Raw genomic sequence first — 19,425 nt, forward strand, 5'->3', positions numbered from 1 at the left:
GTAGCGGGCCTCAGTCGTACGTCCACAGCTGGTGGGCGATACTGGGTTTGAACCAGTGACCTCTTCCGTGTCAAGGAAGCGCGCTCCCACTGCGCCAATCGCCCGTGCATAATGCCGAGGTGGGGACGGGATTTGAACCCGCGTACACGGCTTTGCAGGCCGTTGCCTCGCCTCTCGGCCACCCCACCGAGGTTGCCCCCGTCATGCGTGGCGGCAGCTCCGAGCGGACGACGGGATTCGAACCCGCGACCCTCACCTTGGCAAGGTGATGCGCTACCAGCTGCGCTACGTCCGCACGCCCCCGGCGTTCCCGGGTGACGGATGAGAACTTTAGCCGAGCCGGTGAACGACTGCCAACTCGGGGTCCGGGTCGGCGCGTCCCCTCCCGCGCGGGCGGGGCGGGAGGCCGGACCCAGGGGGTGGGCCGGACCCACATGGCGCAGGCTTCCTAGGGAGCTAACCTGATTTCCCCATCAGCTCCCGACGGGCACAACCCCGGCATCATGCGACGGTCGATGCCGCTGCCGGCAGCAGAGACCCTTTGACCAGCGAGGACGCACCGCTGCGGCGAGCGGCCGGCCGCGGCGAACACCGTCGGGAGACCGGACCACGGCATTCCAGGGAAGTGTCCGGCTTCCGACTCTTACCTCACGAAACGGACGGCGGCGGTAACTGTTCGTGTTCGGATGGATGGGCTACGGTAACGGTCGTGACGAGACGTGCGGCCGAAATCCGCCTGGATGCCCTGCTGCGCACAGCCTGCGACGTGATCGTGGAGCGCGGTCTTGCCAACACCCGGACGGCGGACGTGGCACAGGCCGCCGGCGTGAGTCAGGCCCTGGTGTTCTACCACTTCGCCACCAAGGAGCGGTTGCTCGCGCAGGCGTTCGCGTACGCCGTCGAGCAGGACCTGGCCCGCCTGGACGCGGTCACCCGCTCCTCCGCTCCGCCGTTGACCAAGCTCCGCCGGATCCTCAAGCTCTACACCCCGGCCGGGCGGGCGACCTCCTGGTCGATGTGGATCGACGGCTGGTCCGAGTCGCTGCGCACCCCCGAGTTGGAGAAGGTGTCCCGGCGGCTCGACCTGCGCTGGCGGCAGGATCTCGCCGCCGTCATCGCCGCCGGGGTCGCCGACGGCACCTTCCAGTGCGCCGACCCGGAGGGGGCGGCGTGGCGGATCAGCGCCGTGATGGACGGCCTCGCCGTGCAGCTCGCCGTGCACGACCGGGTGATCTCCCGCCGGCAGTTCGGGGAGTGGGTGCGGCTGGTCACCTCCCGGGAGCTGGGCCTGGGCCCGGCCGACCTGGACTGAGCGGCGACGGCGGGACGACGCCGCACGTCGGGCCGGGCAAAACGGCTCGGGCCAGCACGCCGAGGAGAAACAATCGACGGCATGGACCTGCTGGAGGCGTACCGCCGGAGCCTGGCCGAGTTCGTCGACCGGGTGGACCAGATCGGGCCCGGCCAGTGGGCCGAGGAGACACCGTGCCCGGACTGGGACGTCCGCACCCTGGTCAACCACGTCGTCGGCGAGGACCGGTGGAGCGTTCCCCTGCTCGCCGGCCGCACCGTCGACGAGGTCGGCCACCGCTTCGACGGTGACCAGCTCGGCGCGGACCCGGCCACGACGGCACGGGAGGCGGCCGCACAGGCCGAGATCGCCGTCATCCATCCCGGCACCATCGACCGCACCGTGCACCTGTCGGCCGGCCCGACCCCGGCCGCCGAGTACGTCCAGCAGCTCCTCGCCGAACACCTCGTACACGGCTGGGATCTGGCGGTGGCGATCGGCGCCGACCCGCGGTTCGACCCGGATGCGGTGCGCGTGTGCGCCCGCTGGTTCGCCGGGCGGATCGACGACTACCGGCGCGACAAGCTGGTACGCGACGGCGCGCGCATGCCCGCCGACGCCGACGAGCAGGATCGTCTGCTGGCCGCCTTCGGCCGCGACCCCGACTGGGCACCGGGCGACTGAGCGGTCACCGTCGGGGCCGCGTGTTGGCCAGCCCCCGATCGCCCCCGTAGTGCGCGAGCACCCGGTGGTCCATCACCCGTCGCCACAGCGGCGGGACCAGCGCCACGACCACCATCGTCGCGTACCCGGCGGGCAGCTGCGGTGACGTGTCGAAGCTGCGCAGCGTCTGGTAGCGGCGCAGCGGGTTCGCGTGATGGTCACTGTGCCGCTGGAGCTGGAACAGGAAGACGTTGGTGACCGTACGGTCGCTGTTCCAGCTGTGCCGCGCGTCGACCTTCTCGTAGCGTCCGGCGGCGGTGCGCTGCCGGGCCAGCCCGTAGTGCTCCAGATAGTTGACCACCTCCAGCAGCGAGAAGCCGACCACCGCCTGCAGGACCAGGAACGGCAGCACCACCGGGCCGAAGACCACTGTCAGCGCGCCGTACAGCGCCAGGGTCATGGCCCACGCGTTGAGCACGTCGTTGCGGTGGGTCCACGGGGACCGGCCGCGGAGGCGGAACCGGCTGGTCTCCAACCGCCATGCCGAGCGCAGGCTGCCGAGGACGGTACGCGGCCAGAACGCCCAGAAGCTCTCCCCCAGTCGCGAGCTCGCCGGATCCTCCGGCGTGGCGACGCGTACGTGGTGGCCCCGGTTGTGCTCGACGTAGAAGTGCCCGTAGGCGGCCGGCGCCAGGGCCACCTTGGACAGCCAGCGCTCCACCCGCTCGCGCTTGTGCCCCAGCTCGTGGGCCGTGTTGATGGCGATGCCGTTGACCACCCCGACGGTGGCCACCAGACCGGCGGCACCGGCGACGGAGAGGCTGTCCCGGGCCCACACGGCGCAGCACAGCACCAGCGCCGCGTACTGCGCCGGTAGGTAGAGGTAGGTGAGCCAGCGGTAGTAGCCGTCGGCCGCCAGCCGGGGCACCGCCTCCTCGGGAGGGTTCTGCCGGTCGTCGCCGAGCAGCAGGTCGACCACCGGGATCAGGACGAAGACGATGGCCGGGGTGACCCACCACGCCCAGGCGCCGCCGCCGGACCGCCACAGCGCGAAGCCGACGAAGGGCAGCGCCGGCACCAGCAGCGCCAGCGCCCAGAGCGGCTTGCGACGGTCCCGCCAGGCAGCGGGCTCGACTGTCGGATCGGCATCGACGGTCATGGCCAACCTCCGCTCTCGCGTTCTGGCATCGACAGTGACAGCCGTCACGTTGTTTTACAAGAGCGTATGTTTTGTAAAGTCGATTAATCTCGATCAGTCGGCGCGTCGGCGGTCGTGGACCTTGCCGCGCCCCCGGCCGGCTGATATCCACAGATGCGCATGCGTCACCGCGCTGCGTCGGTCGGCAGCCGCCGGCCATCCCGCTCCCACGAGGAGGTCCCGTGCCACAACCGGAGTGGTCACCCCCGATGAGCCGGCGTCGACGCCGGCTCATCGCCGTCCTGGCGACGACCGCGACCATCGCCGCGCTGCTACCCACCGGCACGAGCACCGCGGCCCCCGCCGGGTCGCCGTCCCCGCACCGCTCGTCCGGGCCGTTCGCCGAGGGCAACCACGAGCCCGCCGACCTCGACAACCGCTCCGGTACTGCCGCACCCGACGCCCGCCAGCGCGGCCTGGCCCGCGCCGCCGACCCCGACGTGCGGTGGAACCGGTTCGGCACCCCGCAGGCACTCGGCCCCGGTCGCACCCCGCTCGCCACCGGGCTGCCCACCGACCCGGAGGCCGCCGCGCGCGCCTACCTGAGGGCCAACCGCGACCTGTACGGCATGGACGCCGCGACGGTCGCCGACCTGGACAGGGTGCTGGTCCGCCCGATCGGCAGCGGCGCCGTGGTGACCCTGCGGCAGCGCTTCGGCGACCTGCCGGCCGGGCCGGACGGCCTGGTCACCCTCGCGGTCCAGGGCGGCTCGGTGCTCGCCGTCAACTCCTCGCTGGCCCGCGACACCCGCGCGCCCGCGCCGGCCACCCGCACCGCCGAACAGGCGTACGCCGACGCGCTCGCCGACGCCCGGCTGACCGCGACGGCGGTGGCCAGCCACACCGTGCGCGCCGTGGCCGTGCCCACCCCGCTGGACGGTCCCCGGGCCGCCTACGAGGTGACCATGATCGGCGCGGACGCCGACCACCCGGCGGCGTTCACCAGCTACGTGGACGGCAGCACCGGACAGGTGCTGGTCCGCGAGGACCTCGTCGACTACGACTCGGACAACCCGAGTTGGGCGGTCTTCCCGGCCACCCCGCCCCGCGACCTCGCCGCCGGGCAGGACCCCCGGGTGCGCTGGTGCGGCGACCCGGCCCCCGGCTGCCAGATCGCGCAACGGGACCCGGCAACCGGCCAGCCGTGGGACGTTGACGCGGCCACCGGCACACCGACCTTCACCTCGCGCGGCAACTCGGCCAACACCGTGCTCTCCTGGGGCAACAACACCCCGGTCGTCCCGGCCACCCCCAGCCCGGAGCGCCGCTACGAGTACCCGTTCACCGACCAGTGGCACCAGGCCAAGTGCAACCCGGGGGTGTTCACCTCCGCCCAGCGCAACGACGCGGACGCGGCGATCGCCAACCTCTTCGTCATGCACAACCGCATGCACGACTGGGCGTACCAGTTGGGCTTCACCGAGTCGGCGTGGAACCTGCAGGCGGTCAACCTCACCCCGTCCGGGCTGGGCGGTGACGCCGAGCAGGGTCGCGCCCAGCAGGGCGCGCTGACCGGCAACCGCAACAACGCCAACCAGGGCACCGGGCGCGACGGCGTGCCGCCGACCACAAACATGTACCTGTGGCAGCCGCAGGCCGGTGGCCCGTACCCGCCGTGCGTGGACGGCGACTACGACATGACGGTGATCGGCCACGAATACACGCACGCCATCACCAACCGGATGATCGCCGGCCCGGACAGCGGGATCAGCGGCCACCAGGGCGGGTCGATGGGTGAGTCGTGGGGCGACCTGCTCGCCGCCGAGTACCTGTACCAGAACGGGCTGCGCGCTCCCGGTGAGACGCCCTTCGTGACCGGCGGCTACGTCACCGGCAACCTGGTCAGCGGCATCCGCAACTACGACCTGAGCCGCAGCCCGCTGAACTACTCCGACATCGGCTACAACACAGGTGGCCCCGCCGTGCACGCCGACGGGGAGATCTGGGGCGCCACCAACTACCGGGTCCGCTCGGCGCTGGTGAAGCGGTACGGCCTGGGCACCCCCCAGCGGCAGCTGGAGTGCGCGCAGGGCAAGGTCACCGCCGACAGGTGCCCGGGCAACCGGCGCTGGTCGCAACTGGTCTTCGACTCGTTCCTGCTCCAGGCGGCCAGCCAGGTCAGCATGCTCGACATGCGGGACAACATGCTCACCGCCGACCTGCTGCGCTTCGGGGGCGCGAACCAGGACCTGATCTGGGCCGAGTTCGCCCGCTCCGGGATGGGCCGGGACGCCGTCACCAACGGCGCCGCGGACACCGACCCGACGCCGAGCTTCGCCTCGCCGCGCGGCGGCAACGCGACGCTCACCCTGCGTCCCCGCGGGGACAGCGCCGACGCGCCGATCCGGGTGTACGTCGGGGCGTACGAGGCGCGGGCCACGCCGATCGCGGACACCGACCCGGCGACGCCGATCCCGGACACCGTGGAGATGGTGGCCGGCACGTACGACCTGCTGGCCGTCGCGCCCGGCTTCGGGCACCAGCGGCTCAGCGTGGTCGCCGACGCCGGCCGGACCGGCTACGTGGACCTGCGGTTGAGTCGCAACCTCGCGTCCACGGCCTCCGGTGCCACGATCAGCGGCGACGGGGTCAACCTGGACCGGGTCGCCGACGACACCGAGGCGACCAACTGGGCCTCCCTGGACGGGGTGGCCGGCCGGCAGCTCACCGTGGACCTCCCGGGCGACGGCCCGCAGACGGTCAAGCGGGTGAACGTCAGCGCGATGCTGCGACCCGCCATCGTCGGGGACGCCGACACCGGCAGTCAGAACGCGCTCAGCGCGTTGCGCTCGTTCGCGGTGTCCGCGTGCGACGCGACGACCACCGACTGCGCGGATCCGGCGCACTGGCAGCGGATCTACACCAGCGCGGGCGACGCGTTCCCCGGCGGGGCGTACCGGGCGTACAGCCGCGACATCAACCTGCGGACGTTCGCGGTGCCCGCCACCCCCGCCACCCACCTGCGCCTGGAGGTGCTGGCCAGCCAGTGCACCGGCGGCCCGCAGTACGCCGGTGAGCAGGACGACGACCCGGCCACGACGACTGACTGCGCGACCGCCAGCCCGGCCCGGGCCCAGGTCAGGATCGCCGAGTTCCAGGCGTTCACGAAGTGACACCGTCGGGGCCGGCGGTCCTCCGCCGGCCCCGACGACCCCCGGTCAGCGACGGGCCGGTCGCCAGCGGTCCGCCGGCGCCTGCCGCTCCCAGAGCCGGTCCACCGGCGGGTCCTCGGCCTCGGCGGTGGCCCGGGTCAGGTGACGCAGCCGCAGCAGCAACCCCACCCCGAGCGAGAGCAGCAGCCCGCCGAGCAGGAACGCGGCCTGCACGATGCCGAACCCACCGGCCTGCGAGACCGGTCGGCCAGCGGCCGGCGGCGCGGCGTCGACGCTCTGGTCGGCGACCGGTTCCTCGGCCGGGGCGCTCTCCGGCGCCGGCTCGCTCGGCGGATCGCTGGGCTCGGCAGCCGTCGCGCTCGGCGTCGGCGTCGGCGTACGGATCGGCCCGGCCCCCGCCCCCACCACCGACCGGGTTGCGCTCTGGCGGGCCAACAGGCGCAGGTTGGCGTCGTACGCCTCGGCGGCGAGAGTGACCCGCCCCTGGGTGACGTCCTCGGCGAAGGCCACCCGGTAGCGGGCGGTGACCGTGCGGCCCGGGCAGAGCGTGCCCGGGTCGAGTTGCCGATCGGTCAGCCGTGCCACGTCACCGTCGGTGCGGATCTCCAGCGGGAAGTCGCCGCTCTCCTCCACCCGGTCCATCTTCACCTGGTCGAGCCGGATGCCCTGTACGCGCAGCACCATCGACCAGCGCACCTTCGCGCATCCGCCGCGCCGGTCCGTCTGCGAGACCACGGCGGAGATCGTGCGCACCTGGCCTCCCGCGGTGAACCGGGCCGGCAGGCCGCTCATCTCGGTGGCGAAGGCCGCCTGGGCCGGCGCGGCCAGGGTCAGCACCGCCCCTGCAACGCCGGCAACCAACGCTCCGAGCCGCAGCGCGTACCGCCACACGATCACCACCACCTCGCTCCTTCTCGTCCCTGGAGGGAAACGCTAGGAGGAATCGGGCGGGCCGGACAGAGGGGTGTCTTCGCACCGGACGCCAAGCACGGGGGGCCATTTCACCGACAGTGGTGAACCCTTCACCCGTACCTCCACTCCCCCGACCGCCTCCGTGCGTCGGCGGGCTGACCGGTGCGCGAGAATTGCCGGGTGTCCGAGCTCTCCAGCACCTTCGTCCGGCTGCACGCCCGGCTCGCCCCGGTCTCCTTCGTTCCCGAGGTGCGCCTGCACCAGGCGGACGAGCCGATCGGGCTCTGGGAGCTGACCGAGGGCGAGTTCTCCAGCGACCGGCCGCCGCCGTTCTGGGCCTTCGCGTGGGCCGGCGGGCAGGCGCTCGCCCGCTACGTCACCGACCACCCGGAGCTGGTCGCCGGCCGCCGGGTGCTCGACCTCGCCTCCGGCTCCGGCCTGGTGGCCATCGCCGCCGCCCGGGCCGGCGCGGCGTCCGTGCGGGCCGTCGAGGTGGACGAGCTGGCCGTCGCGGCCGTCGCGCTCAACGCCGAGGCCAACGGGGTACGCGTCGACGCCGAGTTCGGCGACATCCTCGACGGCGACGCGGGCGACGCCGAGGTGGTGCTCGCCGGGGACGTGTTCTACAGCGAGGCGATGGCCCGCCGGGTGCTGCGGTTCCTGCTGCGCGCCACCCGGGCCGGGGCGCCGGCGCTGGTCGGTGATCCCGGCCGGGCGTTTTTGCCCCGGGACCGCTTCGACGAGCTGGCGACCTACGACGTGCCGGTGCCGGAGGCCCTGGAGAGCGTCCGGGTGAAGCGCACCACCGTCTGGCAGTTGCGCGCCGGCCTGCCGAAGGCTGCCGGCTAGCGTGTCGACGTGCTGTTCTCCGGCTGGGCGTCCGAGGTCGAGGCACCCTGGCCGGACGTCGCCGAGGTGACCGACCATGCAGGCGTCCGTCACCTCGTCGTCACCCGGCACGCCCTGGTCCGGCAGGTCCTCGCCGACCCGGTCCGCTACCGGCCGGACAACGCCCTGGACGCGGTGACCCCGATGCCGGTGAGCGCGCTGCGGGTGCTCGCCGGGCACCGGTTCCGGTTGCCGCCGACCCTCGCCAACAACTCCGCCGCCAGCCATCCGCAGATCCGGGCGATCGTCGCGGACGCACTGCACCCCACCCGGGTCGCGGCGCAGCGCCCCTGGCTCACCGCTCTGGTCCGGGAGCGGGTGGCCCGGCTGCGCGCCGCGCTCGACGCCGGTGCACCGGTCGACCTGTACGCGGACCTCGCCGCCGACCTGCCCCTGCTGGTGCTGGCCCGGCTTGTCGAGTTGCCGGACGCGCCGGTCGGCGCGGTCAAGGAGTTCGCCCGGGCGGCGCTGGAGCTGTTCTGGGCGCCCCTGGACGGCGACCGGCAGCTGGCGCTCGCCAGCGAGGTGGGCCGTTTCCACGGCGTACTGCGGGAGTTCGCGGCCACCGGCGGCGGCCTGGCCGCCGAGCTGCGCGCGGGCGGCCACCCGCCGGACGTGGTGGTCGGCGCGCTCTTCTTCCTGCTGGTCGCCGGCCAGGAGACCACCTCGCAGTTCCTCACCCTGCTGCTGCACCGGCTGGCAGTCGAACCGGCGGTACGCGCCGGCCTGCGCACCGGCGACGTCGCGGTGGCCGACGTCGTCGAGGAGGGCCTGCGCCTCGAACCGCCCATCGTCACGTGGCGACGCGTCGCGGCGGTGGACGGCACGCTGGGTGGGACCGCCGTGCCGGCGGGCACCAGCATCGTGCTGTGGCTGGCGCGCGCCGGCCGGGACCCGGCGATCGTCGAGGCCCCCGACGAGTTCCGCCCGGGGCAGCGCGGGTCGCGCCGGCACCTGGCGTTCGGGGCGGGTGCGCACCGCTGCGTCGGCGACGTGCTGGCCCGGATGGAGGCGGCAGTGGTGGTGGCCGAGGCGACGCCCCTGCTCGACGGGGTGAGCGTGGTCCGGCCGCCGTGGTGCCCGGACAACCTCACCTTCCGGATGCCGGACGCCTTCGTGGTGCGGTCAGTCGAGCGGTCCGCCGGCCAGTAGCACGATGCCCCCGATGACGGCCACGGCTCCGAGGAGGAGCGTGACGCCGCCGACGAGGAACCGCCCGAAGCGGAAGCCGACGGCCCCGCGCACCTCGGCCGGATCCCGCTCCGGAACGCCCCACAGGCGGTTCCACGGGTTCCTCGACAACCGGCGGGTTTCCGCGTCGACAAACCCGAACAGGTCGAGGGTCATCGTCAGCCCGATGAAGACCAGCAGCAGGCCGAAGCCAAGGGTGGCGAGTACCTGCAGGATCCACCGTGTCATCGGCTGCCCTCGCTGATCGAATCGACTCGATCCGAGGCTACGCAGCCCGGGCAAGGCAGCACGGGAGCGGGCACGCGACACCTGACCTTGACTCGGTATGTTTCCGGGCGTGTCCGTCACCCCCGCTCGTCGGATTCTCGCCGCCGCAACGCTTGCCGCCCTGTTGACGCTGAGTGCCTGCACAGCCCGGCCGGTGTTCCACGCCCGGCAGATCACTGCGGCCCCGCCGAGCCCGTCGGTCCCGGCACCCAGCCTGTCGGCCTCGCCGTCGCTGTCGGCCTCGCCGTCCCCGTCGGCCCCGCCCGCCCCGGGAAGCCTGGACTGGTACGTGTCCCAGGCGCCGACCTTTCCCGAGGCGCCGCCGCCGCAGCCGGTGGCGCTGACCGCGACCGGCGCGATCCCGTTCTGGCACCGCGTTCCGACCGACCAGAAGGTCGCCTTCATCACCATCGACGACGGTGGGCTGGCTCGCCCGCCCGCGGTGGCCGACTTCATCTGGCGGGCGCACATCCCGGTCACCATGTTCCTGAACTCGCCGGCGGCCGAGGAGCACGACGTCTACTTCCGGCAGATCCAGGTGGCCGGCGGGGTCGTCGAGAACCACACGATCCGGCACAACTCGCTGGCCGGCCGGTCGTACGACTACCAGAAGCAGGAGATCTGCGGGGCGGCGGACAAGCTGCAGGCGCTGTTCGGCAAGCGGGCGACCCTGTTCCGCCCGCCGTTCGGCGAGTACGACAGCACCACGCTGACCGCCGCGCGGGACTGCGGCGCGAAGGCCGTCCTGCACTGGTCCGAGACCGTCCACGAGGGCAAGGTGCGCTACCAGACCCCGGAGAAGGTCGTCCAACCGGGCGACGTGCTGCTGATGCACTTCCGGCCGGCGCTGATGGACGACCTCCTCGCGGCGTTGAAGGCGATCCACCGGGCCGGGCTCACCCCGGCGCTGCTGGAGGACTACATCCGCTGACCCGGGCGACCTGACGAAAGTCAGTGTGGGGTGGTGCCGTTCGGGCGCGGCGGACCGACGTGGCGGACGCCTAGCGTCAGCGCATGATCACATTACGTGGGTTGACGAAACGGTTCGGGGCGACAGTCGCCGTCGACGCGTTGACCGTCGACATCGCACCCGGCCGGGTCACCGGTTTCCTCGGCCCCAACGGCGCCGGCAAGTCCACCACCATGCGGATGATCCTCGGCCTGGACCGGCCCACCGCCGGAACGGCGCTCGTGCACGGCCGGTCGTACCGGGAGCTGCGGCGACCGCTGCACGAGGTGGGCGCCCTGCTCGACGCCCGGGCCATCCACCCCACCCGGTCCGGGCGCGCGCACCTGCTGGCCATGGCCCGCAGCAACGGCATTCCCGCCCGGCGGGTCGACGAGGTGCTCGACACCGTCGGGCTGGACGGGCGGGCGGCCGGGAAACCGGGCCGTACCCTTTCCCTGGGCATGGGCCAGCGGCTCGGCATCGCGGGCGCGCTGCTCGGCGATCCGCCGGTGCTGATGTTCGACGAGCCGGTGAACGGCCTCGACCCGGACGGGGTGCGCTGGGTCCGGCAGCTGTTGCGCTCCCTGGCCGGGCAGGGCCGCACGGTCTTCGTCTCCAGCCACCTGATGAGCGAGATGCAGCTCACCGCCGACCAACTCGTGGTGATCGGCCGGGGACGACTGCTCGCCGACGCCCCGGTCGGCGACGTCATCGCGGGCAGTGGACTCGCCGTACGGGTCCGCAGCCCGCACCCCGACGGGCTCGCCACCCTCGCCGCACGTCTGGCGGCCCACGGCGCCACAGTCGAGCCGGCCGGCCCGGACGAGCTGACCGTCACCGGGACCACGGTCGACCGGATCGGCGATCTGGCGTACGAGCTGGGGGTGCGGTTGCACGAGCTGAGCCCGCACGGCGCGTCGCTGGAGCAGGCGTTCATGGAGCTGACCGCCGACAGCGTCGAGTACGCCGGCGGCCCGACCGGAGGTGACGCACGATGAGCACGCAGACCATGGTGGGCAGCAGCCCCACCGCCGCCCCGGCAGTCAGCGCGCCGGCCGCCTTCCGGGCCGCCGTGGCCGCCGAGTGGACCAAGCTGGTCTCGGTACGCAGCACCTGGTGGACGATGCTGGCCGGGCTGCTCCTGATGGCCGCGAGCGCCGGCCAGCTCGCCATCTACGCGGCCAACGCCAACACCAACGACGACCCGGCCGACGACCCCGGCATCGTCGCCGTCGGCAGCGTGCTGATCGACGCGGTCGAATTGACCCAGTACGCCGTGCTGGCGCTGGGACTGCTCGCCGTCACCACGGAGTTCACCAGCGGCACCATCCGGACCACCCTGCAGTGCACCCCGGCACGCGGCCGGGTGCTCCTGGCCAAGGCCGTGGTGGCCGGCGCCGTCACCTTCGTCCTCGGACTGCTGCTCGGCGGTGTCGGCGCCCTGGTCGCCCGGCCGGTGCTCGGTGACTGGGGCAGCGCGCCGACCGCCGGCACGATCGGCGACATCGTGGCGGTGGCGACCTATCTGGCCCTGGTCAGCGTCCTGGCGCTCGGCCTCGGCGCGGCACTGCGCAGCGCGGTGCTCACGATCGTCGTGCTCTTCGCCACCCTGATGATCGTCCCGCTGTCCCTGCAGGAGCCGGACATCACAGTCCTGAACCGGATCGCCGACGCGTTCCCCGGCGTGGCCGGTGGGCACTTCATGGCGGGCGACACCGAGCCGTACCCGGGCGCGGTCGGGCTGCTGGTGCTCGCCGGTTGGGCGGGCGCCGCCCTGCTGCTCGGTCGGACCGCGCTGCGCCGTCGCGACGCCTGAGGCACGCCAGCGGGGCAGTGAGCGGGGGCCGCCAGCGGCCCCCGCTCAGCGCTCGACCAGCCCCGCCTCGTACGCGAGGATCGCCGCCTGCACCCGGTTGCGCACGTCCAGCCGGGTGAAGATGCTGGTCAGATAGCTCTTCACGGTGCCCTCCACCAGGTGCAGGCGGCGGGCGATCTCGGCGTTGGACAGCCCCGCCCCGACCAGGGCCAGCACCTCACGTTCCCGCTCGGTCAGCCCGGCCGTCCGGTCCCGCGCGGCGGGCTGACGGGCCAGCCGCCCGGCCCCCAGCTCGATCACCCGTCGGGCCACCCGCGGCGACAGGTACGCCCCGCCGTCGGCGACCGCGTGCACCCCGGCGATCAGCTCGCGCGGGTCGCCGGCCTTGAGCAGGAACCCGCTCGCACCGTGCCCGAGCGCCCGGGCCACGTGGTCGTCCTCGCCGAAGGTGGTCAACATGAGCGTCGCGGTGGCCGGCGCTACCCGGCGGATCTCGGCCGCCGCGGCCAGCCCGTCCAAGCGGGGCATCCGGATGTCCAGCACCGCCACCTGGGGTCGGTGCGCGCGAACCAGCTCCACCGCGGCCCGCCCGTCACCGGCCTCGGCGACCACCTCGATCCCCGGATCGGAGGCGAGGATGGCCCGGACGCCGGCCCGGATCATCGCCTCGTCGTCGGCGAGGACCACCCGGACCGGGGTCGGCTCGGCCGTGTCGGTGTCCACTACTCGATCCGCTCCTTGCTGGTCAGTCGACCGTCGGTGAAGCAGAGCCGCCACGTCGGCTCGGCCAGGGGGAAGTTGCCGTCGGTGTAGTACTCGCACCCCCGCGCCGACCCTCCGACGGGCGGGGCGAGCTGCCGGCGGGGCAGGCCGGGCAGGTCGGCGCGCGCGGTGCCGGGCCGCATCCGGTCGTACGTCGACTCGTCCAGCACCGTGCCCGTCGTGACGACCGAGTAGTAGACCAAGGACAGGACGAGCGCGAGACCGGCCGGGGCGGCGAGCGCCGTCAGCAGGCTGCGCCGCGCCCGGCGACGAGCCTCGCGCAGGCGGCGCTCGGCGTCGGCCGGCTGCTCCGGGCCACCGAGGACCGGGACGTCACCGTCGAACGTGCCATCGGTCACGGCGCCCACCACGACGGGCAAACCCGACCATCCCACGCCGGAGTGCGCTTCGGAGGGCAGCGGCAGCCGGGCGCGCACCGCGAAGCCACCGTCGGGGCACGGGCCTGCGTCCAGCACGCCGCCGGCCAGCCGTACCCGCTCGGCGAGAGCGAGCAGACCGCTCCCCGAGGACGCCGGTCGGGGCAGCGGGCCGGCCGGCGCCGGCGCGTTACGCACCCGCACCTCGACCCCGTTCGGGTCCGGGGCGAGGGTGACGGTCACCGCCGCGCCCGGGGCGTACCGGGCCGCGTTGGTGAGGGCCTCCCGCACCACCTGATGGGCGGCGGACCCGGTCAACCCGGGCAGCTCGACGGTGTCGGTCGGGCCGTCCAGCCGGACCGCCATCCCGGCCTCGCGGGCCCCGACCACCAGGTCGACGACGGTCTCCCCCACCGGGCGGACGCCGGCCGGACCGCCCTCCTCCCGCAGCACCCCGATGATGCCGTGCAGCCGCTCGGTCGCCACCGCGACACTGGCCCGCAGCTCCCCCACCGCCGTCCGGTGCTCCGGGGCGAGGTCGTCGGCAAGTTCCAACGCGGCGGCCCGCAACGCGATCAGGCTGAGGTCGTGCCCGAGCGAGTCGTGCATCTCCTCGGCGATGCGGGCCCGCTCCCGCAGCCGGATCCGCTCCGCGGCGCCCCGCCGCTCGCGCGTCAGCGCCTCGACGTGCCGGCGGCCGGCGTCGGTCAGAGCCTGCTGCTGCCGCCGGTAGCGGCCCACCAGCCACGGGAACACCCCAGCGAACAGCAGCACCGAAGCGAGCAGGAACCAGGTCGCCGCCCCGGTGCCGAGCAACCCCAGGTTCAGCACCGTGCCGCCGACGGCGATCACGCCGAACAGCACGGCCGCCGGCGCGGCGCCCGCACTGCGCCGCCCGCTCAGATAGCTGAACACCGGGATGGCGAAGACGAAGTTGCCGTCCGCCAGCGAACCGAGCACCACCAGCAGCAACCCCACCAACGGCCAGCGCCGCGCCGACGCCACCGCGACCGCCAGCAGCGCCAGCGAACCGAGCAGCAGCGCCACGTCGAAACGCGGGTACGGCGGGCTCAACCGGGCCGCCGCGATCGGGGCGGCCACCACGGCCCAGAGCAGCACGTCCCGCAGCGGACGCCGCCACCGCCCGGGCACCGACCGGTCCAGGATCCTCACGGCGGCCAGGCTACCCACGCCCGACCTGCCCGAACACCGACGAAAGTCAGGTGTTCAGCTGCTCTCCTCGGCCCAGACGCGCCAGTCGTCGAGCACACCGTGCAACGCCGGAGTGAGCCAACCCGGCGCCGACCGCCGGAACACCCCCGGGTCCATCGCACCGGCGCCGGCCGGCACCGCGCCCAGCAGGTTCGGCACCAGGTCGGTGAGGTTCGTCCAGTGCACCAGCTCCGGCGACCCCGGCCACGCGCCGATCACCACGCCGGCCGGCACCGCACGGCGGTCCAGCGCCTCCAGGGTCAGCGCGGTGTGGTTGAGCGTGCCCAGACCGGCGCGGGTGACCACCACCGCCGGGGCGCCGAGCGACACCGCCAGGTCGGCCATCGTCCACGGCTCACCGGACGGCCGCAGCCCCATCGGCACCAGCAGACCACCCGCCCCCTCGACCAGGACCAGGTCGTGCTTGTCCGCCTCCTCGCGGACGGCGTCCACCGCCGCGTACAGCTCCAGCGGCGGCAGGTCCGCGACCCGGGCAGCGGCCAGCGGGGCGAGCGGATCCGGGAAGCTGGCCAGCGTACGGCCGGTCACCGGGGCCGCCAGCCGGTTGACCACGTCCACGTCGCCCGGCTCCCCACCGGCCGTACCCGTCTGACCCGGCTTGACCACCGCCACCCGCAGGCCGGCCCCCTGCGCGGCCGCCGCGATCGCCGCGGTGACCACAGTCTTGCCCACCTCGGTGTCGGTGCCGGTGACCAGCACCGGCCCCTCCCACGCGCTCACGGCGCACACTCGGTTCGCGACTGCGGGGCTCGCAAACCCGGCTCACTCCTCGCGCTCACCGGACCGCATGTGGTTCGCGACTGCGGGGCTCGCAAACCCGGCTCACTCCTCGCGCTCACGGCGCACACTCCACGATGACGTCAAGCGCCCGCTCGAAATCCGCCCGGGGCACCCCGGCGCTGACGGTCAGGCGCAACCGGGAGCGGCTGTCCGGGGTGGAGGGCGGCCGGAAGCAGCCCACCGCGACTCTCCGGTCCCGGCAGTCGGCGGCCCAGGCGGTCGCCGCCTCCGGGCCGGGCGCCGTCACCGAGATCACCGCGGCGTCCGGCGCGGAAACGGCCAGGCCGGCGGCGCCCAGTCGACCGACCGCCAGCGCCACCCGGTCGGCCAGCTCGGCGCGCAGATCGTCGCCGGCCCGGGCCAGCCGCAGCGCGGCGTGCACACCGGCCGCGACGGCCGGCGGCAACGCGGTGTCGAAGATGAACGTACGGCCGGTCTCGACCAGGTGCCGGACGAACTCGGCCGGGCCGGCGACCACCCCACCCGCGCCGCCGAGCGCCTTGGAGAGGGTGGCCGTGACCACCACGTCCGGCTCGCCGGCCAGCCCGGCGGCCGCCACCGCGCCGGCACCGGACGGACCGGTCACGCCGAGCGCGTGGGCGTCGTCGACCAGCAGCAGCGCGCCGTAGCGGCGGGCCACCGCGTGCAACTCGGCCAGCGGAGCGAGGTCGCCGTCGACCGAGAAGACCGACTCGGTGACCACCACCGCCGGGCGTCCCGGCGCGACCGCCAGCGCGGCGGCCACCGCCGTCACGTCGGCGTGGGCGCTGACCACCGTCTCCGCGCCGGAGATCCGGCAGCCGTCGATCAGCGACGCGTGGTTGTGCGCGTCCGAGACGAGCAGGGTCCGGGGCTGGACGAGGGCCCGCAGCGCGCCGAGGTTGGCCAGGTATCCGGAGGAGAAGACGAGAGCCCGGTCGGTGCCCAGCCACTGCGCCAGCTCGACCTCCAGGGCCTCGTGCGCGTCGGTCGAGCCGCGCACCAGCCGCGAGCCGGTCGCTCCCAGCCCGTACGCCGACAGTGCCGCCGTGGCCGCGGCGGTGACCTCCGGGTGGGTGGCCAGGCCGAGGTAGTCGTTGCCGGCCAGGTCGGTCATCCGGTCGTCGGCGGGACGCGGGTGCAGCCGACGGGTCAGGCCGGCCTTCGCCCGCAACTGCGCGCGGCGATCGAGCGCCGCCAGCCAGTCCGCCACCGTCACCCCTTCACCGCCGTCCGCGCCGGTCACGCCGACACCCGCCGGGCGAAATTACCACCCGCCGCCACCGACCCGGCGAATCCACTCGGCACCCGGGGGCCGACCGGAGGCGGGACGTCGATGCCGATCGGAGTCCGGGACGACCGTCACCACGCACCGTCAATTGTCAGTTACCGAAGGTGACCACCGCTGCGGCGCTGGCCCGGCCGGCACAGATCGACCGGACGGCAGGTCGTACCCGCCCGACCGGGGGCCTTGTAGGGTACGAGCCATGCCAGAGATCCTCGACCAGGCCCGCACCCAGGTCCTGGGTGACGGCGTCGGCCTCGACCAGGCCGGCGTCCTCGCCGTGCTGAACCTGCCCGACGAGCACCTGCCCGCCGCCCTCCAGCTCGCCCACGAGGTGCGGATGCGGTGGTGCGGCCCGGAGGTCGAGGTCGAGGGCATCGTCTCGCTGAAGACCGGCGGCTGCCCGGAGGACTGCCACTTCTGCTCGCAGTCGGGCCTGTTCACCTCCCCGGTGCGCTCGGTCTGGCTGGACATCCCGTCGCTTGTCGAGGCCGCGAAGCAGACCGCGAAGACCGGGGCGACCGAGTTCTGCATCGTGGCGGCCGTGCGCGGCCCGGACGACCGGCTCATGAAGCAGATGCGCGAGGGCGTCGCCGCCATCAAGGCCGAGGTCGACATCCAGGTCGCCGCGTCGCTGGGGATGCTCTCGCAGGAGCAGGTCGACGACCTGGTCGACATGGGTGTGCACCGCTACAACCACAACCTGGAGACCTGCCGGTCGTACTTCCCGAACGTGGTCACCACCCACTCGTGGGAGGAGCGGTGGGAGACGCTGCGCATGGTCCGCGACTCCGGCATGGAGGTGTGCTGCGGCGGCATCCTCGGCCTCGGCGAGACCGTCGAGCAGCGGGCGGAGTTCGCCGCGCAGCTCGCCGAACTCGACCCGCACGAGGTGCCGCTGAACTTCCTCAACCCGCGCCCCGGCACCCCGCTCGGCGACCGCCCGGTGGTCGAGGGCAAGGACGCGCTGCGGGCCATCGCCGCGTTCCGGCTGGCCATGCCGCGCACGATCCTGCGGTACGCGGGCGGCCGGGAAATCACGCTCGGTGACCTGGGCACCCGCGACGGTCTGCTCGGCGGCATCAACGCGGTGATCGTCGGCAACTACCTGACGACCCTGGGCCGGCCGGCGACCGCCGACCTCGACCTGCTCGACGAGCTGAAGATGCCGGTCAAGGCCCTGTCCGCGACCCTCTGAGCTGACCGGTGAGGACGACGTGACCGAGCTTGTGGCAGCGCAGCGCTGGTGTGACCGCTGCGGCGAGGACGCGTCGACAGCCGGGCACGAGTCGTGCGCGGCGGCCCGCGCGCTGGAGCCGCCGCGCTACTGCCCGCAGTGCCGACGCCGCATGAAGGTGCAGGTGCTGCCGGTCGGCTGGTCGGCGGTCTGCGTCGAGCACGGCGAGAGCCGAGGCTGAGCCGGTGCTGCGCGGGCGTGCGGTGACCCTCCGACCGGCGACGGTCGCGGACGTGCCGGCCCTCGCGGCCATCCGGGCCGACCCGGAGGTCCGCCGGTGGTGGCGCGGCGGCGACGACCTGGCCGCGTCCGTCCAGGCCGACCTGAACGACGACGACCTCGCCCTGTACGCCATCGAGCACGACGGCCGGGTGATCGGCGCGATCCAGTGGTACGCCGAGTCCGATCCGGACTATCGGCACGCCAGCCTGGACATCTTCCTCGACCCGGCGACGCGCGGCGAGGGCCTGGGCGGGGACGCCATCCGCACCCTGACCCGGCACCTGATCGACGAGTACGGCCACCACCGGTTCACCATCGACCCGGCGGCGGCGAACAGCGCGGCCATCCGGGCGTACGCGAAGGTGGGCTTCCGGCCGGTGGGCATCATGCGCCGCTACGAGCGCGGGGCGGACGGGCGCTGGCATGATGCGCTGCTGATGGACCTGCTCGCGGAGGACCTGGCCGACTGAGTCAGCCCGCCCAGAGCAGACGCCCGTCGGACAGGCGGCGGGCGCCCTCGGCCGGCCGGTGCGGGCTGAGCCGGCCGTCCGGCATGAGGTGCGACACCGGCACCCCGCGGCCGAGCACTGCGACGTCGGCGATCAGCCGCCGGTGGCAGCGCCACCAGACGCTCTCACTGCACATCACCGCTGTGGTTCGCAGTGCGGCGTCGGCCAGCACCTCGTCCAGGGCCGCGTCGAAGTCGGGCGTGCGCGTGTACGCGGCGTACGCCCGAAAGGCCGCGACAGTCCACCAGGTGTCCGGTTCCGGCTCGCCGGCGCGGACGTGCCGGCGGCCGCCGAGGCGCGGCTCCCAGCGGTAGCCGATGCCCTGTTCGGGCAGCCAGCGTTCCATGGCCTCCCGGCGGACGTCCGGGTTGGTCCGGCTGGCCGGGTAGCGGCGCACGTCCACGATCAGGGCGATCTCCGCGCCGGCCAGCAGTGCCCCGAACTGGTCCCGGCCGGCGGTCCCGTGCCCGACGGTCACCAACGCACGCTCCATCGACCCAGCTTGCCCCGGGTCGCCGCCGTCCGTGCGCCGGCCCGGCGCTGTCCACCGAAAAGCGGGGCCGGCGCCCCCCCGCGGCGCGGGGGGCGGGGGGGGGGTGCGGGGGGCGCTGGGGGGGGGGGGGGGGGAACCCCCCCCCCCCCCCCCCCGGTTATAAACATCTGTTTAGCTCCCCCGCGGCCCTCTCGGACCACCAAAACCTATTGATCACCGCAGCCGGGGCCGGGGGCCGGAGGTCAGGGGGTGGGGGGTGG

General features: G+C 73.9%; 19 protein-coding genes and 3 tRNA genes. 11 read left to right on the plus strand and 11 right to left on the minus strand.

Translation table 11 applies throughout. From position 1 onward, the window contains the following. Positions 1 to 29: 29 nt before the first annotated feature. The 3 genes from AB0B97_RS20975 to AB0B97_RS20985 form a co-directional block, all read right to left on the minus strand. A tRNA-Val gene (locus AB0B97_RS20975) sits at positions 30 to 104 on the minus strand. Positions 105 to 117: 13 nt separating this feature from the next. Beyond that, positions 118 to 188: transfer RNA gene (locus AB0B97_RS20980), tRNA-Cys, on the minus strand. A 34-nt stretch (positions 189 to 222) separates the two neighbouring features. Continuing rightward, positions 223 to 295: transfer RNA gene (locus AB0B97_RS20985), tRNA-Gly, on the minus strand. Between the two features lie 414 nt (positions 296 to 709). On the opposite strand from AB0B97_RS20985, the gene AB0B97_RS20990 reads away from it, so the two are divergent. Beyond that, complete coding sequence (locus tag AB0B97_RS20990; protein WP_234581598.1) at positions 710 to 1,312, plus strand: TetR/AcrR family transcriptional regulator; 603 nt, start codon at positions 710 to 712, stop codon at positions 1,310 to 1,312. A gap of 81 nt (positions 1,313 to 1,393) precedes the next feature. Beyond that, on the plus strand, positions 1,394 to 1,975 hold the full coding sequence (locus AB0B97_RS20995; protein WP_357495660.1) for a TIGR03086 family metal-binding protein: 582 nt from the start codon (positions 1,394 to 1,396) through the stop codon (positions 1,973 to 1,975). Between the two features lie 4 nt (positions 1,976 to 1,979). Here the strand turns inward: AB0B97_RS20995 and AB0B97_RS21000 are convergent, their stop codons facing one another. After that, positions 1,980 to 3,113, minus strand: a complete 1,134-nt coding sequence (locus AB0B97_RS21000; RefSeq protein ID WP_357495662.1) for an alkane 1-monooxygenase — start codon at positions 3,111 to 3,113, stop codon at positions 1,980 to 1,982. A 221-nt stretch (positions 3,114 to 3,334) separates the two neighbouring features. Here AB0B97_RS21000 and AB0B97_RS21005 point away from each other — a divergent pair, with 221 nt between their 5' ends. After that, positions 3,335 to 6,265, plus strand: a complete 2,931-nt coding sequence (locus AB0B97_RS21005; protein WP_357495664.1) for a M36 family metallopeptidase — start codon at positions 3,335 to 3,337, stop codon at positions 6,263 to 6,265. Positions 6,266 to 6,310: 45 nt separating this feature from the next. On the opposite strand, the gene AB0B97_RS21010 is transcribed toward AB0B97_RS21005, so the two are convergent. Beyond that, on the minus strand, positions 6,311 to 7,165 hold the full coding sequence (locus tag AB0B97_RS21010) for a hypothetical protein (protein ID WP_357495666.1): 855 nt from the start codon (positions 7,163 to 7,165) through the stop codon (positions 6,311 to 6,313). A 192-nt stretch (positions 7,166 to 7,357) separates the two neighbouring features. On the opposite strand from AB0B97_RS21010, the gene AB0B97_RS21015 reads away from it, so the two are divergent. After that, complete coding sequence (locus AB0B97_RS21015; protein ID WP_234581593.1) at positions 7,358 to 8,026, plus strand: 50S ribosomal protein L11 methyltransferase; 669 nt, start codon at positions 7,358 to 7,360, stop codon at positions 8,024 to 8,026. A gap of 66 nt (positions 8,027 to 8,092) precedes the next feature. After that, on the plus strand, positions 8,093 to 9,217 hold the full coding sequence (locus tag AB0B97_RS21020; protein ID WP_357495716.1) for a cytochrome P450: 1,125 nt from the start codon (positions 8,093 to 8,095) through the stop codon (positions 9,215 to 9,217). On the opposite strand, the gene AB0B97_RS21025 is transcribed toward AB0B97_RS21020, so the two are convergent. After that, the gene (locus AB0B97_RS21025) at positions 9,191 to 9,484 is read right to left on the minus strand and encodes a hypothetical protein (RefSeq protein WP_357495668.1); all 294 of its coding nucleotides are present in this window, start codon (positions 9,482 to 9,484) and stop codon (positions 9,191 to 9,193) included. The two genes, AB0B97_RS21020 and AB0B97_RS21025, sit on opposite strands and share 27 nt — an antisense overlap. Before the next feature lie 109 nt (positions 9,485 to 9,593). Between AB0B97_RS21025 and AB0B97_RS21030 the strand changes: the two genes are divergently transcribed. From AB0B97_RS21030 to AB0B97_RS21040, 3 genes are all read left to right on the plus strand, one after another. Beyond that, complete coding sequence (locus AB0B97_RS21030) at positions 9,594 to 10,454, plus strand: polysaccharide deacetylase family protein (RefSeq protein WP_357495670.1); 861 nt, start codon at positions 9,594 to 9,596, stop codon at positions 10,452 to 10,454. Between the two features lie 83 nt (positions 10,455 to 10,537). Next, on the plus strand, positions 10,538 to 11,470 hold the full coding sequence (locus AB0B97_RS21035; RefSeq protein WP_357495672.1) for an ATP-binding cassette domain-containing protein: 933 nt from the start codon (positions 10,538 to 10,540) through the stop codon (positions 11,468 to 11,470). Further along, on the plus strand, positions 11,467 to 12,288 hold the full coding sequence (locus AB0B97_RS21040) for an ABC transporter permease (RefSeq protein ID WP_357495674.1): 822 nt from the start codon (positions 11,467 to 11,469) through the stop codon (positions 12,286 to 12,288). Before AB0B97_RS21035 ends, AB0B97_RS21040 begins: the two co-directional genes overlap by 4 nt. 45 nt (positions 12,289 to 12,333) lie before the next feature. Here the strand turns inward: AB0B97_RS21040 and AB0B97_RS21045 are convergent, their stop codons facing one another. From AB0B97_RS21045 to AB0B97_RS21060, 4 genes are all read right to left on the minus strand, one after another. Beyond that, a complete protein-coding gene (locus tag AB0B97_RS21045; RefSeq protein ID WP_357495676.1) occupies positions 12,334 to 13,011 on the minus strand; it encodes a response regulator transcription factor in 678 nt (225 codons plus the stop codon). Then, positions 13,011 to 14,600 (minus strand): histidine kinase, encoded by a 1,590-nt coding sequence (locus tag AB0B97_RS21050; protein ID WP_357495678.1) that lies wholly within the window; start codon positions 14,598 to 14,600, stop codon positions 13,011 to 13,013. The genes AB0B97_RS21045 and AB0B97_RS21050 overlap by 1 nt, the downstream gene beginning before the upstream one ends. 54 nt (positions 14,601 to 14,654) lie before the next feature. Continuing rightward, positions 14,655 to 15,359, minus strand: coding sequence for a dethiobiotin synthase (gene bioD / locus AB0B97_RS21055; RefSeq protein ID WP_234581707.1), 705 nt, complete (start codon positions 15,357 to 15,359; stop codon positions 14,655 to 14,657). A 136-nt stretch (positions 15,360 to 15,495) separates the two neighbouring features. Then, positions 15,496 to 16,632 carry an 8-amino-7-oxononanoate synthase gene (locus AB0B97_RS21060; RefSeq protein WP_357495718.1) on the minus strand — a complete coding sequence of 379 codons (1,137 nt, stop codon included), beginning with the start codon at positions 16,630 to 16,632 and terminating at the stop codon, positions 15,496 to 15,498. A 274-nt stretch (positions 16,633 to 16,906) separates the two neighbouring features. Between AB0B97_RS21060 and bioB the strand changes: the two genes are divergently transcribed. From bioB to AB0B97_RS21075, 3 genes are read left to right on the plus strand one after another with little or no spacing between them, the layout of a single operon-like run. Continuing rightward, positions 16,907 to 17,902 (plus strand): biotin synthase BioB, encoded by a 996-nt coding sequence (gene bioB, locus AB0B97_RS21065; RefSeq protein ID WP_234581587.1) that lies wholly within the window; start codon positions 16,907 to 16,909, stop codon positions 17,900 to 17,902. 1 nt (position 17,903) lies between these two features. After that, positions 17,904 to 18,122, plus strand: a complete 219-nt coding sequence (locus tag AB0B97_RS21070; RefSeq protein ID WP_308195329.1) for a hypothetical protein — start codon at positions 17,904 to 17,906, stop codon at positions 18,120 to 18,122. A gap of 4 nt (positions 18,123 to 18,126) precedes the next feature. Beyond that, a complete protein-coding gene (locus AB0B97_RS21075; protein ID WP_357495680.1) occupies positions 18,127 to 18,633 on the plus strand; it encodes a GNAT family protein in 507 nt (168 codons plus the stop codon). 1 nt (position 18,634) lies between these two features. Here the strand turns inward: AB0B97_RS21075 and AB0B97_RS21080 are convergent, their stop codons facing one another. Further along, a complete protein-coding gene (locus AB0B97_RS21080) occupies positions 18,635 to 19,165 on the minus strand; it encodes a DUF488 domain-containing protein (protein WP_357495682.1) in 531 nt (176 codons plus the stop codon). Between the last annotated feature and the right edge of the window lie 260 nt (positions 19,166 to 19,425).

The sequence above is a fragment of the Micromonospora sp. NPDC049004 genome (genome assembly GCF_040649315.1).
Taxonomy (GTDB): Bacteria; Actinomycetota; Actinomycetes; order Mycobacteriales; family Micromonosporaceae; genus Micromonospora.

Bases quoted from the DNA above. Each gene is read 5' to 3' on its own strand.
- AB0B97_RS21080 (WP_357495682.1), bottom strand. From the start codon at position 19,165: ATGGAGCGTGCGTTGGTGACCGTCGGGCACGGGACCGCCGGCCGGGAC.
- bioB (WP_234581587.1), top strand. From the start codon at position 16,907: ATGCCAGAGATCCTCGACCAGGCCCGCACCCAGGTCCTGGGTGACGGC.
- AB0B97_RS21040 (WP_357495674.1), top strand. From the start codon at position 11,467: ATGAGCACGCAGACCATGGTGGGCAGCAGCCCCACCGCCGCCCCGGCA.
- AB0B97_RS20995 (WP_357495660.1), top strand. From the start codon at position 1,394: ATGGACCTGCTGGAGGCGTACCGCCGGAGCCTGGCCGAGTTCGTCGAC.
- AB0B97_RS21035 (WP_357495672.1), top strand. From the start codon at position 10,538: ATGATCACATTACGTGGGTTGACGAAACGGTTCGGGGCGACAGTCGCC.
- AB0B97_RS21025 (WP_357495668.1), bottom strand. From the start codon at position 9,484: ATGACACGGTGGATCCTGCAGGTACTCGCCACCCTTGGCTTCGGCCTG.
- AB0B97_RS21000 (WP_357495662.1), bottom strand. From the start codon at position 3,113: ATGACCGTCGATGCCGATCCGACAGTCGAGCCCGCTGCCTGGCGGGAC.